At 64.5% G+C, this 14,093-nt stretch carries 14 protein-coding genes; 6 read left to right on the forward strand and 8 right to left on the reverse strand.

Annotated elements, in window-relative coordinates; translation table 11 throughout:
• Positions 1–11: 11 nt before the first annotated feature.
• The 4 genes from RT582_RS10720 to gcl all read right to left on the reverse strand — a co-directional run bounded on the left by RT582_RS10720 (position 12) and on the right by gcl (position 5,256).
• Positions 12–1,277 (reverse strand): glycerate kinase type-2 family protein, encoded by a 1,266-nt coding sequence (locus RT582_RS10720; protein WP_125862664.1) that lies wholly within the window; start codon positions 1,275–1,277, stop codon positions 12–14.
• Positions 1,278–1,603: 326 nt separating this feature from the next.
• Positions 1,604–2,494 (reverse strand): 2-hydroxy-3-oxopropionate reductase, encoded by an 891-nt coding sequence (locus tag RT582_RS10725; protein WP_125862665.1) that lies wholly within the window; start codon positions 2,492–2,494, stop codon positions 1,604–1,606.
• 28 nt (positions 2,495–2,522) lie between these two features.
• Positions 2,523–3,305, reverse strand: a complete 783-nt coding sequence (gene hyi / locus RT582_RS10730; protein ID WP_125862666.1) for a hydroxypyruvate isomerase — start codon at positions 3,303–3,305, stop codon at positions 2,523–2,525.
• A 169-nt stretch (positions 3,306–3,474) separates the two neighbouring features.
• Positions 3,475–5,256: a glyoxylate carboligase gene (gene gcl / locus RT582_RS10735; RefSeq protein WP_125862667.1), complete on the reverse strand. Its 1,782-nt coding sequence runs from the start codon at positions 5,254–5,256 to the stop codon at positions 3,475–3,477.
• A gap of 109 nt (positions 5,257–5,365) precedes the next feature.
• On the opposite strand from gcl, the gene RT582_RS10740 reads away from it, so the two are divergent.
• Positions 5,366–6,274 carry a LysR family transcriptional regulator gene (locus tag RT582_RS10740; RefSeq protein WP_102856830.1) on the forward strand — a complete coding sequence of 303 codons (909 nt, stop codon included), beginning with the start codon at positions 5,366–5,368 and terminating at the stop codon, positions 6,272–6,274.
• 5 nt (positions 6,275–6,279) lie between these two features.
• Here RT582_RS10740 and uraH read toward each other — a convergent pair whose 3' ends face one another.
• Both uraH and RT582_RS10750 read right to left on the reverse strand, forming a co-directional pair.
• Complete coding sequence (gene uraH / locus RT582_RS10745; protein WP_125862668.1) at positions 6,280–6,690, reverse strand: hydroxyisourate hydrolase; 411 nt, start codon at positions 6,688–6,690, stop codon at positions 6,280–6,282.
• 16 nt (positions 6,691–6,706) lie between these two features.
• Positions 6,707–7,210, reverse strand: a complete 504-nt coding sequence (locus tag RT582_RS10750; protein WP_125862669.1) for a GlcG/HbpS family heme-binding protein — start codon at positions 7,208–7,210, stop codon at positions 6,707–6,709.
• Between the two features lie 142 nt (positions 7,211–7,352).
• Between RT582_RS10750 and RT582_RS10755 the strand changes: the two genes are divergently transcribed.
• The 5 genes from RT582_RS10755 to RT582_RS10775 all read left to right on the forward strand — a co-directional run bounded on the left by RT582_RS10755 (position 7,353) and on the right by RT582_RS10775 (position 12,389).
• Positions 7,353–8,027: a heavy metal response regulator transcription factor gene (locus tag RT582_RS10755; RefSeq protein WP_125862670.1), complete on the forward strand. Its 675-nt coding sequence runs from the start codon at positions 7,353–7,355 to the stop codon at positions 8,025–8,027.
• The gene (locus tag RT582_RS10760) at positions 8,024–9,382 is read left to right on the forward strand and encodes a heavy metal sensor histidine kinase (RefSeq protein ID WP_125862671.1); all 1,359 of its coding nucleotides are present in this window, start codon (positions 8,024–8,026) and stop codon (positions 9,380–9,382) included. Before RT582_RS10755 ends, RT582_RS10760 begins: the two co-directional genes overlap by 4 nt.
• A gap of 83 nt (positions 9,383–9,465) precedes the next feature.
• Positions 9,466–10,311 carry an exodeoxyribonuclease III gene (gene xth, locus RT582_RS10765; protein WP_125862672.1) on the forward strand — a complete coding sequence of 282 codons (846 nt, stop codon included), beginning with the start codon at positions 9,466–9,468 and terminating at the stop codon, positions 10,309–10,311.
• Positions 10,312–10,529: 218 nt separating this feature from the next.
• Positions 10,530–11,798 (forward strand): sensor domain-containing phosphodiesterase, encoded by a 1,269-nt coding sequence (locus tag RT582_RS10770; protein ID WP_125862673.1) that lies wholly within the window; start codon positions 10,530–10,532, stop codon positions 11,796–11,798.
• A gap of 138 nt (positions 11,799–11,936) precedes the next feature.
• On the forward strand, positions 11,937–12,389 hold the full coding sequence (locus RT582_RS10775; protein ID WP_014819409.1) for a PA2169 family four-helix-bundle protein: 453 nt from the start codon (positions 11,937–11,939) through the stop codon (positions 12,387–12,389).
• Between the two features lie 65 nt (positions 12,390–12,454).
• Here the strand turns inward: RT582_RS10775 and RT582_RS10780 are convergent, their stop codons facing one another.
• The gene (locus tag RT582_RS10780) at positions 12,455–13,078 is read right to left on the reverse strand and encodes a TetR/AcrR family transcriptional regulator (RefSeq protein WP_014819410.1); all 624 of its coding nucleotides are present in this window, start codon (positions 13,076–13,078) and stop codon (positions 12,455–12,457) included.
• A gap of 125 nt (positions 13,079–13,203) precedes the next feature.
• Entirely contained in the window at positions 13,204–14,001 is a 798-nt protein-coding gene (locus RT582_RS10785) for an outer membrane protein OmpK (RefSeq protein ID WP_125862674.1), read from the reverse strand.
• Between the last annotated feature and the right edge of the window lie 92 nt (positions 14,002–14,093).

A 14,093-nucleotide genomic window follows, 5' to 3' on the forward strand; every position in this document is an offset into this window, starting at 1 on the left:
GCGTCCTCGGTCTAGGTCGAGGGCGGCAGAATCAGGATGGCGCGGAAATCGTTGACGTTGGTACGCGTCGGGCCTGTAACGATCAGGCTGTCCAGCGCGGCGAAGTAGCCATAGCCGTCGTTGTTGGCCAGCGCATCGGCGGCACGCCGGCCCTGTGCTTCGGCGCGGGCGAAGCTGTCTGGGGTCATCAGTGCGCCGGCGTTGTCCTCGGAACCGTCGATGCCATCGGTGTCGCCGGCCAGCGCGTAGACGCCGGGCAGGCCTTGCAGGCTTTCGGTGAGGGCAAGCAGGAATTCGGCGTTGCGTCCGCCACGGCCGTTGCCGCGCACAGTCACCGTGGTTTCGCCGCCGGAGAGAATTACGCAGGGCGCGGCGATCGGCTGGCCGTGCAGCACCACCTGGCGGGCAATGCCGGCATGCACCTTGGCCACCTCACGCGCTTCGCCTTCCAGGTCGCCGAGGATCAACGGGGTGATACCGGCGGAACGGGCCACCTCGGCACCGGCGTCGAGCGACTGCTGCGGCGTGGCGATCAGCTGGAAGTGGCTGCGCGAGAGCATCGGGTCGCCCGGCTTGAGGGTTTCCGAGCGCGGGTCTTCGAGCCAGGCGCGCACGTTGGCCGGCACCTCGATGTGGTAGCGCTCGAGGATCTCCAGTGCCTGCGCCGATGTGGTCGGATCGGCGACGGTCGGGCCGGAGGCGATCACCGTGGCTTCGTCGCCGGGCACGTCGGAAATCGCATAGGTGTATACGCTCGCCGGCCAGCAGGCCCTGGCCAGGCGGCCGCCCTTGATCGCCGAGAGATGCTTGCGCACGCAGTTCATCTCGCCGATGTGCGCGCCGGAACGCAGCAGCGCCTTGTTGATCGCCTGCTTGTCGGCCAGCGAGATGCCCTCGGCTGGCAGTGCCAACAGCGAGGAGCCGCCGCCGGAAAGCAGGAAGATCACCCGGTCGCTTTCCTCGAGGTTGCTGACCAGCTCCAGTACGCGGCGGGCGACGCGCTCGCCGGCATCGTCCGGCACCGGGTGCGCGGCCTCCACCACCTCGATGCGGCGGCAGTAGGCGTGATGTTCGTAGCGGGTCACCACCAGGCCGGACAGCTCGCCTTCCCAGACCTGCTCAATGGCTTCGGCCATGGCCGCAGCCGCCTTGCCGGCGCCGATGACGATGGCTCGGCCGCTGCGGTCTTCGGGCAGATGGTCGGCGAGCACATGGCGCGGATGGGCGGCCTCGATGGCGCTGTCGAACAGCTGGCGCAGCAGGGCTTGGGGGGGCATCTCTGGCTCCTTGGGTCTTGTTGCAGAGGCCGATTGCAGACCTTAGGGCTCGGCAATGCAAGCGCTAAGGGTTGAAATCGACCCGCCCGGCAGTCGGGCCGTGACTCCTTGTGCCGGGCGAATCGAAAAGGTGCCGTCCGCAGACGGCGGTTGGTGTGCAGGCGCGCGGGGCCCTGGTCGTGGGGAGACGCGATGATTCCGACCCCGCGTACCTGCACACCAACCCTTTGAGCATCACTGGTGCCGAGCGTTGCGCTGACCCCACCACCTGGTCTGTCTGTCCCTGAAGGTGGGGGCGCAGGCCCGACTCAGTGCGCTCGAAGGCTTTACTCCTTGCGGATCGAGAAATTGGCCATGTGCTCCAGGCCCTTGATCAGTGCCGAGTGGTCCCAGCCGCTGCCGCCGATGGCTGCGCAGGTGCTGAACACCTGCTGGGCGTTGGCGGTGTTGGGCAGGTTGAGGCCCAGCTCGCGGGCACCGGCCAGGGCGAGGTTGAGGTCCTTCTGGTGCAGGCTGATGCGGAAGCCCGGATCGAAGGTGCCCTTGATCATGCGCTCGCCGTGCACCTCGAGGATTTTCGAACCGGCGAAACCTCCCATCAGCGCCTCGCGCACCTTGGCCGGGTCGGCACCGTTGCGTGCGGCGAACAGCAGGGCTTCGGCGACCGCCTGGATGTTCAATGCGACGATGATCTGGTTGGCAACCTTGGCCGTCTGGCCGTCGCCACTTTCGCCGACGCGGGTGATGTTCTTGCCCATTGCCTGGAACAGCGGCAATGCACGTTCGAAGGCTGCTTCGCTACCACCGACCATGATCGACAGGGTGGCCGCCTTGGCACCCACCTCGCCACCGGATACCGGGGCGTCGAGGTATTCAGCGCCGGTGGCCTTGATTTTCTCGGCGAACTGCTTGGTGGCGGTGGGGGAGATCGAGCTCATGTCGATCACTACCTTGCCGGCACCGACGCCGGCAGCAACGCCGTCGGCGCGGAACAGCACGTCCTCGACCTGCGGGGTGTCCGGCACCATGACGATGATGAACTCGGCTTCCTGGGCGACCTCCTGCGGGTTGGCCAGGCCGATGGCGCCGGCCTCGGTCAGTTCTGCCGGGGCCTGATCGTGGTGTTGGGACAGAAAGATCTGGTGACCGGCTTTCTGCAGATTGATTGCCATGGGCTTGCCCATGATGCCGGTGCCGATAAATCCGATCTTAGCCATGGTCGTTTCTCCTCAAATTCTGTTCGGGTCAGATGGCGTTGTGTGTCTTCAGCCAGGCGAGGCCTTCGGCGGTGCTGGCGGCCGGCTTGTACTCGCAGCCGACCCAGCCCTGGTAGCCGATGCGGTCCAGGTGCTCGAACAGGAAGCGGTAATTGATCTCGCCGGTGCCTGGCTCGTTGCGCCCGGGGTTGTCCGCCAGCTGGATGTGGTTGATCGCCGCCAGGTTGGTCTCGATGGTGCGCGCCAGGTCTCCCTCCATGATCTGCATGTGGTAGATGTCGTACTGCAGGAACAGGTTGGGGTGGCCGACCTTGCCGCGGATCTCCTGCGCCTGGGAGGTGTTGTTGAGGAAGAAACGCGGGATGTCGCGGGTGTTGATCATCTCCATCACCAGGCGGATCCCGGCTTCCTCAAGCTTCTGCGCGGCGTAGCGCAGGTTCTCGATAAAGGTGATTTCCAGCTGGCCGAGATCGGCGCCACGCGGGGCGATGCCGGCCAGGCAGTTGACCTGGGTGTTGCCCAGCACCTTGGCGTAGGCGATGGCCTTGTCCACGCCGGCGCGGAACTCCTCGACCCGCTCCGGCAGGATGGCGATGCCACGCTCGCCGCCGGCCCAGTCACCGGCCGGCAGGTTGAACAGCACCTGGGTCAGCTTGTTGGCCTCCAGCTGAGCCTTGATCTGCTCAGCAGGGAAGTCATAGGGGAACAGGTACTCGACACCGGAAAAGCCGGCCTGGGCGGCAGCGGCGAAGCGGTCCATGAAGTCCTGCTCGGTGAACAGCATCGACAGGTTGGCGGCAAAGCGGGGCATGGTTTTCTCCTGATCTGTAGGGATCGCATTCGGTTTCGCATTGCGGTGGTGTGGTGGCCACCCTGGGTGTTGCGTTTGCGGTGGATATGCTTCGCGATATCCACCCTACGTAACCGTTCGTAGGGTGGAAGACCGCGAAGCGTCTTCCACGCGTCTGGTTACGGTTGAATCAGTCCAGCAATCCAACCGCGGTCGGCGCATCTTCCCGGCCTGCGGCCAGCGCCTCGAACTCGTTGATCGCGTCGATCTCGGTGCCCATGGCGATGTTGGTCACGCGCTCGAGGATCACCTCGATCACCACCGGCACCTGGTGTTCGGCCATCCAGGCCTGGGCCTGCTCGATGGCCGGGCGCAGGTCTTCCTGCTTGAACACGCGCAGCGCCTTGCAGCCCAGGCCCTCGACCACCGCGACGTGATCGACGCCGTAACCTTCCATGCCGCTCTGGTCGGCATTGATGTTCTCGAAGCCGAGCTGCACGCAGTAATCCATCTCGAAGCCGCGCTGCGCCTGGCGGATCAGCCCGAGGTAGGCGTTGTTCACCAGGATGTGCAGGTAGGGCAGCTTGAACTGCGCACCGACGGCCAGTTCCTCGATCATGAACTGGAAGTCGTAGTCGCCGGACAGCGCCACCACCTTGCGCGCCGGGTCCGCGGCAACCACACCGAGCGCCGCCGGAATGGTCCAGCCGAGCGGGCCGGCCTGGCCGCAGTTGATCCAGTTGCGCGGCTGGTAGACATGCAGGAACTGCGCGGCGGCGATCTGCGACAGGCCGATGGTGCTGACGTAGCAGGTGTCCTTGCCGAAGGCGTTGTTCATGCACTGGTACACGCGCTGCGGCTTCATCGGCACGCTGTCGAAGTTGGTCTTGCGCAACATCGTGCGCTTGCGTTCCAGGCAGTCGGCGGCCCAGGCGCGGCGATCCGGCAGACGGCCTTCGGCCTTGCGTGCCTTGGCCACGTCGACGAACAGCTCCAGCGCGGCGCGGGCATCGGAGACGATGCCGTAGTCCGGCGCGAACACCCGGCCGATCTGGGTCGGCTCGATGTCGACGTGGACGAAGGTGCGGCCCTTGGTATAGGTCTCCACGGAGCCGGTGTGGCGGTTGGCCCAACGGTTGCCGATGCCGAGCACGAAGTCAGATTCGAGCATCGTCGCGTTGCCGTAGCGGTGGCTGGTCTGCAGCCCGCACATGCCGGCCATCAGCGGATGGTCGTCGGGGATCGAGCCCCAGCCCATCAGCGTCGGGATCACCGGCACGCCCACGGTCTCGGCGAATTCCACCAGCAAGGCCTCGGCCGCGGCGTTGTAGATGCCGCCACCGGCGACGATCAGCGGGCGCTCGGCGGCGCAGAGCATGTCGATGGCCTTCTCGATCTGCTTGCGGGTTGCCGCCGGCTTATAGACTGGAAGCGGCTCGTAGGTGCCGACGTCGAATTCGATTTCGCCCATCTGCACATCGAACGGCAGGTCGATCAGCACCGGTCCGGGACGCCCCGAGCGCATCACATGGAAGGCCTGCTGGAACACGCGTGGCACCAGCGCCGGCTCACGTACGGTCACGGCCCACTTGGTTACCGGTTTGGCGATGGACTCGATATCCACGGCCTGGAAATCTTCTTTATAGAGGCGAGCACGCGGCGCCTGGCCGGTGATGCAGAGAATCGGGATCGAGTCGGCCGAAGCGGAATACAGGCCAGTGATCATGTCGGTGCCGGCCGGGCCCGAGGTGCCGATGCACACGCCGATGTTGCCCGGCTTGGCACGGGTATAGCCCTCGGCCATGTGCGAGGCACCCTCGACGTGGCGGGCGAGGATGTGGCGGATGCTGCCGTCGGCCCGCAGTGCAGAATACAGCGGGTTGATCGCGGCACCGGGAATGCCGAAGGCGGTGTCGATGCCTTCCTTGCGCAATACCGCGACGGCGGCGTCGATTGCTCTCATGCGGGCCATGGACCACTCCTCTTATTCGATAGTTTTTCTACGTGGCTCAAGCATGCCGCCCTGGATTCGCTGGCGGAATTGGTCGAGACTTCAGTTCTGTCGATATCAGGAGTATCGAATGGATCGTTACACGACCTTGCGCAGTTTCGTGCTGGTGGCCGACAGCGGCAGCTTCGCCGCCGCCGCGCACAAGGAGAACGTCACCCCCGTAGTGATGGGCCGGCGGCTGGATGCGCTGGAGCGGCATCTGGGCGTGAAGCTGATGCACCGCTCGACGCGCGGGCTGTCATTGACCGATCTGGGCGAGCAGTATCTGGAGCGCGCCCGTGGGCTGCTGAAGGATTTCGACGAGGTGGACGCCAGCATCAGCCATGACCGCACTTCGGTGCGTGGCCATCTGGTGGTGTCGGCGCCGGCGGCATTCGGGCGTCGGCATATCGGCCCGCACGCACCGGCGTTCCAGGCGCGCTATCCGGACCTGCAGCTGTCGTTCAACTTCACCGACAGCGTGGTCGACCTGGTGCGCCACGGTTACGACATGGGCATTCGCATCGGCGAGGTGACCGACCCCAACTATGTGGCGGTGCGGCTGTTTCCGAACAGGCGGGTGGTCTGCGGTTCGCCGGAGTACTTCGCCCGCCACGGTACGCCGACGGCATTGGAAGAGCTGACCGAGCACAACTGCCTGGCCTTCAACCTGCAGGGCGGGCAGCAACGCGGCTGGACCTTTCTGCGCGATGGCAGGCAGGTGGCCATCCGCGTGGCCGGCAATCTGGACTGCAACGACGGTGAACTGCTGTTCGACTGGGTCAAGCAGGGCCTGGGCATCGGCTGGCGCTCGACCTGGGAGATCCAGGCCGAGCTCAAGCGCGGCGAGCTGGTCACGGTACTCGACGAGTACGCGCTGCCGGCCTACGACATCCAGGCGGTGTACCCGCAGCAGCGCTACCTGCCAGCCAAGGTGCGTTTCTTCATCGACTACCTGAAGGACATCTACAACGCACCGGGCTATTGGGAAGTGCGCTGAGCGGCTCAGTTGCCGCGGTAGGTGGAGAAGCCATAGGGGCTCAGCAGCAGCGGGATGTGGTAGTGCTCGACGCTGCCATCGGCTTCGAAGATCACCGGAACTTCGGGGAAAAAGGTGCTGGCCTTGTGCGCGGCGAACCAGTCGCCGGTCATGAAGGTGACGCGGTAGGTGCCCTTTTCCAGCGCCTTGCCTTCTGGGTAGAGCGCGGTGATGCGGCCTTGGGCGTTGGTCTCGCCACTATTGAGTGATTTCCAGGTGTCACCCTGACGTTGTTCCAGGGTGACGCGCACGTCCGGTGACGGCAGGCCGTTCTCCAGATTCAGCACATGCACGCTGAGCGGGTTGCCGGCGGCCAGGGTGAGACCGGACAGGCCGCTGAGCATCAAGCCGGCGGCGATTGAACGTAGTGCTTTCATGGGGTTTTCCTTTTCTTCAGTGGGAGGAGGGCAGCAGTTTTTCGATGGCGGCCATGGCGCAGGCCTCGTCGTTCTTGGCACCGCCGGCACCGGCCACGCCGATGGCACCAATCACCTCGTCGCCGACCTTCAGCGGCACGCCACCGCCGAGCAGCAACAGCTCATCCAGCGTGGTGAGGTTGGCGGCGTCCGGCGTAGCGGCGGCGCGCTCGGCGAACAGACGGGTCGGGGTCTTGCTCGACAGCGCGGTGTAGGCCTTGCGCTGCGCGGCGAGGGTGTTGTGCGGGCCGACGTTGTCGTCCCGGCGCAGGGCAACCAGGTTGCCGCCGCGATCGACCACCGCGACCACCGCCGTGCGGTTTTCCGCGTGGCACTGGTCCAGCGTGGCCTGGATCAGGCCATCGGCCAGGGCCAGCGAGACGTTCTGTTGGGTGATCGGTGCCGGCGTGGCGGCGTTGGCGCTTAGGGCCGGGGTAAGTAATGCCAGGGTCAGCAATGACAGTGTGGCTGCGATACGCATATCGGTTTCCTTGGGTGGCTGAGCTTCGGGGCGCATGGTGCCGATGCCTGCCCGTCAGAACCGTTGCCTGCGCATTACGCTTTTGTAATGGCTCGCAGTGCGGCGACTCCCATAACCTATGCGCCATCAGCGAGGTGATCCGATGCGAATTCTGGTGGTGGAGGACGAGGTCAAGACGGCCGACTACCTCAAGCGTGGGTTGGAGGAGTCCGGCTACCGTGTGGAGGTCGCGCGCAACGGCGTCGACGGCAAACATCTGATCGAGGAGGAGCCGTTCGACCTGGTGATCCTCGACGTCATGCTGCCGGGGCTCGACGGCTGGGAGCTGGTACAGGTGGTGCGCAGGCGCTCGGCGCATACGCCGGTGCTGTTCCTCACCGCGCGCGATGCGGTGGAAGACCGTGTGCGCGGGTTGGAGCTGGGCGCAGACGACTATCTGGTCAAGCCGTTCTCCTACGCCGAGCTGCTGGCGCGGGTACGCACCCTGCTGCGCCGCGGCCCGCCGCGTGAGGTCGAACGTTTCCACGTCGCCGATCTGGAGCTGGACCTGCTGCGCCGCCGCGTCACCCGCCAGGGCGAGCGCATCAGCCTGACCAACAAGGAGTTCGCCTTGCTACACCTGTTGCTCAGTCGCCAGGGCGAGGTGCTGTCCCGCGCGCAGATCGCCTCGCAGGTCTGGCAGATGAATTTCGACAGCGACACCAACGTGGTCGACGTGGCGATCCGCCGCCTGCGCGCAAAGGTCGACGATCCCTATCCGCTCAAGCTCATCCACACCGTGCGCGGTATGGGTTACGTGCTGGAGACAGCATCGTGAGGCTGTTGCCGCGCTCGCTCAGCCTGCGCCTGGCCATCGCTTTCGCCCTGGTGGCGGTGGTGCTGCTCGGTGCCATCGGCCTCTATCTGTACCGCTCGCTGGACCGGGAAATCAGTTGGCGTGACGATCAGGCACTGCTCGGTCGGCTGGAGCGCATGCAGGCCCTGCTCGAGGACAGCGCCAGCGTCGAGGCGCTTCGGCAGCGTCCCCAGCTTTACGAAAACATGCTGGGTAATCGCGACAGCCTGCTCTGGCTGCTCGATGCTCAGGGGCGCGCGCTGATCGAGATCAACCCGGCGCGGCTGTCCATTCCGACATTGCCGGCCAGCGCTGCAGCGGAGCTGACCGATACAGATGGAGCGCGGCTGGCCTGGCGGCGCCTGCCGGGCGAGGCGGGGCTGACGCTGGTCGCCGGGCGCATGCTCGCTGAGCGTGAGCAGATGCTCGCCGCCTACCGTGTAAAACTGTGGTGGGCGTTGAGCCTCGGCGCGCTGCTGGCGTCAGTGCTTGGCTGGCTGATCAGTCGGCGCGCCTTGCGTCCGGTGCGTCACCTGACCCGACAGGCCTTGGCGATCGACGTGCAGCACCCGCACCTGCGCCTAGACGAATCGGCGATGCCCAGCGAACTGGAGCCGCTGCGTGCCGCGCTGAACCAGATGCTCAATCGCTTGGAACAGGGCTTCGCGCGCCTGTCGCGCTTCAGCGAAGACCTTGCCCACGAGATGCGCACACCACTGGGCAATCTCATGGGGCAGACCCAGCAGCTGTTGCACAAGGACCGCGATTCCGAGGCCTATCACGCGCTGCTGGTGTCGAATCAGGAGGAGTACGAGCGCCTGGCGCGAATGATCGACAGCATGTTGTTCCTCGCCCGTGCCGAGCAGCCGTCTGCGGCCATCGAGCGGCAGCGCTTTGCACTGCCGGCACTGGTCGAGCAACTGTGCGACTACTTCGAAGGCGTCGCCGAAGAGCGCGGTATTCAGCTGCTCGACGAAACCGAGGGTGAGCTGTTCGGTGACCCTGAGATGATCCGCCGGGCGCTGGCGAACCTGCTGGCCAATGCGTTGCGCTACGGCGTCAGTGACAGCACGGTGCGTATCGTCAGTTGCTCAGGAGTAGGTTGGCGGTCGGTCAGCGTGATCAATCTGGGACCTCCGATCCCGCCCGAGCATCTGCCGCGGCTGTTCGATCGCTTCTACCGCTGCGACCCATCGCGCGCCGAGCCGGGCGATACCGGCGGCCTGGGGTTGGCCATCGTGCGCTCGATCATGCAGCTGCATGGCGGCGAGGTGAGTGTTCGCAGCGACGCCGGGGTGACCGAATTCACCCTGCGTTTCGCCGAAACGCCGGCCTGATTCCGATCATTGGCACCGGATCGGGACGCCGCACTGCGCTGTCACAGCTAAGGTGGATATAACCGCCTGTGAGAGACGCGCTTGTGGATAGTCTGAAAATCGCTACCTACAACATCAATGGCATCCGTGCACGTCGGGCCAATCTGCTCGAATGGCTGACGCGCGAGCAGCCGGACGTGGTCTGCCTGCAGGAACTCAAGGCGCAGGATGCCGATTTCCCCATCGACGATATCCGTGCGGCCGGCTACGGCGCGATCTGGCATGGGCAGAAGTCCTGGAACGGGGTGGCGATTCTGGCCCGCGATTGCGAGCCGCTGGAGATCCGCCGCGGGCTGCCGGGCGATCCCGATGACAGCCACAGCCGCTATCTGGAAGCGGCCGTGCAGGGTGTGATCGTCGCCTGCCTCTACCTGCCCAACGGCAACCCGCAGCCGGGGCCGAAATTCGATTACAAGCTGAGCTGGTTCGAGCGCTTCATCGAGCATGCCGCCGGCCTGCTCGCCAGCGGCCACCCGGTGGTGCTGGCCGGCGACTACAACGTGGTGCCCACCGACGAAGATATCTACAACCCGCGCTCCTGGAAGAAGGACGCGCTGCTGCAGCCGGAAAGCCGCGAATGTTTCGAGCGCCTGCTGGCGCAGGGCTGGACCGACGCGTTGCGCGCCAGGTACCCCGACGAGCGCATCTACACCTTCTGGGACTACTTTCGCCAGCACTGGCAGAAGAACTCCGGGCTGCGCATCGACCATCTGCTGCTCAGCCCGGACCTTGCGCCGCGGCTGCAGGATGCCGGCGTCGATCGCTGGGTACGCGACCAGGAGCATGCCAGTGACCATGCGCCTACCTGGATAACCCTGAAAGGTGGCGCGGGCGCGGCGGCCGAGCCGGCGAAGTCGAGCAAGCGTGGCAAGACCGGGGCGAGCAGCTAGAGGCCGGCGGTGCGAGGCGGGGCTCGAACGATGCGGCAACGTGCGACGCGGCCGGTTCTGCAAGGCCTTGTGCCAATCGTCGCTGAGACATCGGCAGATCGACGGTCGCGACTAGTATCCGGGCAACTGGTCGGCAAACGACATCGCCGGCTCCAGCGGCTCGCTGTCGACGGTATTCATACGGCAGCAATGGCAGCCAGCAAACGGGGAGGGACTCCATGTCTGATGACATACAGCAGGATCAGGTCGATCGATTCGGGGTGGCCGATGATCCGCTCTCCATTCTGCGTCGCCTGGAGAGCGCCAACCTTTCATTGAGCGAGATGCTCGTCGAAACCCTGCATGCCGTGCGCACGCATCTGGGGATGGATGTCGCGTTCATCAGCGAGTTTCGTGGCGGAAGCCGGATTTTTCGCTACCTGGACGGCAATTTCGTACCCCTGCAGCTCGAGGTCGGGGCGTGCGATCCTCTGGACGACAGTTACTGTCAACGCGTGCTCGACGGGCGCTTGCCCGAGCTGATTCAGGACGCGGCGACTCTACCGGAGGCTTTGGCCATGCCGGTGACCAAAGCCTTGCCGGTAGGTGCGCACCTCAGTGTTCCGCTGCGCTTCAGCGATGGCCGGCTCTACGGCACCTTCTGTTGCTTCAGCACCACGCCGGACAACAGCCTCAACGAGCGAGATCTGAATACGCTGCGGCTGTTCGCCGACTTCGCCGGCAGATTGCTGGAACGCCATGCGCTCAATGAGATTCGCTATGCCGAGACGCTCACGCGCATTCGCTCGGTGCTCGAGCAACGCGCGTATTCGGTGGTGTATCAGCCCATCGTGCATCTGGTGGAAAACCGCATCGTTGGCCACGAGGCGCTGGCTCGATTCAGCGCGCAGCCGCAGCGAACACCGGACAAGTGGTTCGCCGAGGCCGGGCTGGTCGGCTTGCAGCAGGAGCTGGAGGTCGCCCTGATCGAGGCGGCCCTGCACGACTTCGATCAGCTGCCGGCAGACAGCTACCTGTCGCTCAATGTTTCGCCAGAAACCATCCTCGCCGGCGCGCTTGACACGGTGCTCGCCGATCAACCGCTGGCGCGGCTGATGCTCGAGGTGACCGAACACGCATCGGTACAGGACTACTCGCAGCTGGCCGAGGCACTCGAACCACTGCGCAGCAAGGGGCTACGGCTGGCGGTTGACGATGCTGGCGCCGGTTACGCGAGTTTCCGCCATATCCTCAAACTCAAGCCGGACGTGATCAAGCTCGACAGCAGCCTGATCCGCAATGTCGACAGCGACACCGGCTGCCGCGCGCTGGCCGCCGCGTTGATCCGCTTCGCCGAGGAAACCGGCTGCAAGGTCGTCGCCGAAGGGGTTGAGACCCAGGAGGAACTGGCCATGTTGCGGCGGCTTGAAGTGAACAAGGCGCAGGGCTACCTGCTCGGTCGGCCGATGCCATTGCATCACGGGCTCGCCATGAGCCGACAGGCATAGCCGGCGTAGGCGGGTGATGAGCCAAGAGAGTGCCTTCGGGCGGTTTCGCTGAACCTTTGTGGTGCGTGGGCAGTCGACTTTATAACGCGGGCGGCAGCGATGTGGCCCTTTCCGAGTCGACTTGTCAGGAGGTACAAGATGGATACGAAAGACACGATTTCAGTGCTCAACGACCTGATTGAAACCAGCAAGGATGGCGAAAAGGGCTTCCTCGAATGCGCCGAAGACCTGCGCGATCCGCAGCTCAAGAGCACCATGAATCAGCGTTCGCGCGACTGCGCCACGGCCGCCGCCGAGCTGCAGCAACTGGTCCGCTCCATGGGCGGCGATCCGGAGACCAGCACCAGTGTGGCTGCCGACATGCACCGTCGCTGGGTAGACCTCAAGTCGATGATCACCGGCAAGGACGACGAGGCCATTCTCAACGAGTGTGAGCGTGGTGAGGATGTCGCTGTTAAGAGCTACCGCAAGGCGCTGGAAAAAGACCTGCCTGCCGAAGTGCGGATCGTGGTCGAACGTCAGTACCAGGGCGTACAACGCAACCATGATCAGGTGAAGGCTTTACGCGACGCGGCTCGCGCCCGGAGCTGATGCTTCGCCAGCCGGTCAGGGTTTGAAGAACGCCAGCGCATGCTGGCGTTTTTCGTTTCCGCCGGTCAGTCGACCTGAGCCGGCTCGGCGATTTCGCAACCCTTGAGTACCAGGCGAATGATGGTGTCTGCCGCCGCATCGTAGTCGGCGTCGTCGAGGCGGTTCTTGCCGGTGACGGTGCTGATCTGCCAGTCGAAATCGGCGTAGGTCTGGGTCGCCGCCCAGATGCTGAACAGCAGGTGATTGGCATCGACCTTCGCCATCAGGCCGTCGTCGATCCAACGCTGGATGCAGGCGATGTTGTGTGCCGCCTGGGCGTTGAGTTGTGCAGTGCGTTCCGGTGACAGGTGCGGAGCGCCGTGCATGATCTCGTTGGCGAACACCTTCGAGGCGCAGGCGTGGTCGCGGGAAATCCTGATCTTGGTGCGGATATAGGCGCGCAGGACCTCGGCCGGATGGCCTGGCTGGTTGAACGGCGCCGAGGCTTCGAGCAAGGGTTCGACGATGCTCTCCAGCACCTCGCGGTAGAGGTTTTCCTTGGACTTGAAGTAGTAGTAGACGTTGGGCTTGGGCAGCCCGGCGCGGGCGGCGATGTCACTGGTCTTGGTCGCGGCGAAGCCCTTTTCGGCGAATTCTTCGCTGGCGGCTTTGAGGATCAGCTCTTTGTTGCGCTCACGGATACTGGACATGGGGGCCTTTCGCTGGCTGCCGGCGATACGAACAAGCGCCCGCATGCTAGCACCCTGGTCGCAAGCCCCTCAACCGAAGCGCCGGAGGAGAGGCGAAGGGGCGAGGAGCCCCTTCGCGACAGCACTCAGAAGTGCGCTTTGACGATAGCGCTGAAGGTGTTCTGGTCGGTTTTGAACGGTAGCGAACCGTCTTCCAGGCCGTACTTGTTCGACCAATAGTCGTACTCGATACCGACGTAGAGCTGCTTCTCGCCCCAGTTCATCGCCTTGCCTAGGTCGTACTTGATCTGCGGGTTGATGTGCAGGTTGGCGTGATATTCCTCACCGCGGGAGTTGCTGTCGTTGTCGACCACCCAGTCGATGAAGCCGTCGATGAGGATGTCGGAGTTGCCCACCGGCAGGGTGTAGCCCCACACCGGGGTGACCTGCCAGGTGCCGTCGCCTACGCGGTCACCGTCAGTGTCGCGGTGGTAGACGTTCACCGAGACATAGTCGAAGCCGGGCACGTCCAGATCGAAGCCCGGGCCGATCATGTAGGTTTCCACATCGCCTTCGCCGAACTCGTAGGTCATTGCGACCAGCACATCCTTGATCGGGCCGAAGCTCAGGTCGCGCTGGAAGATCTTGCCGAACGACAGGCGCGGTGAGAATTCGCCGTAGAAGGTACTGTCGTCGTTGCCGTTGTCGTTACCCTTGCCGTTGAAGTGGATCGAGTCGAGAAACAGGAACGTGTCGCCGTACTTCCAGCCGTTGACGTGCTCGAAGGTGACAGTCTGCTGGATCGGCGCATCGATCTTGTAATCCTTGCCGTACAGGTAGGTCAGGCTGTTGCTGTGCCAGTGGAGCAGGCCTTCGGCCATCGCCGGGGCGGTCAGCAGGCTGCCGGCGAGCGCGACGGCGAGGGGAGCGGTCTTCAGTTGCATGTGGATTTCCTTGAAGTGGGTGACGGCTTTTTTTGGGCGCCATTGTCTTTCAAGACTGGCGTGGCGAGAAGCGCACGATGGCGTGATTCTGA

Source organism: Stutzerimonas kunmingensis (assembly GCF_032106285.1).
In the GTDB taxonomy this organism is placed as follows: Bacteria; Pseudomonadota; Gammaproteobacteria; order Pseudomonadales; family Pseudomonadaceae; genus Stutzerimonas; species Stutzerimonas kunmingensis_B.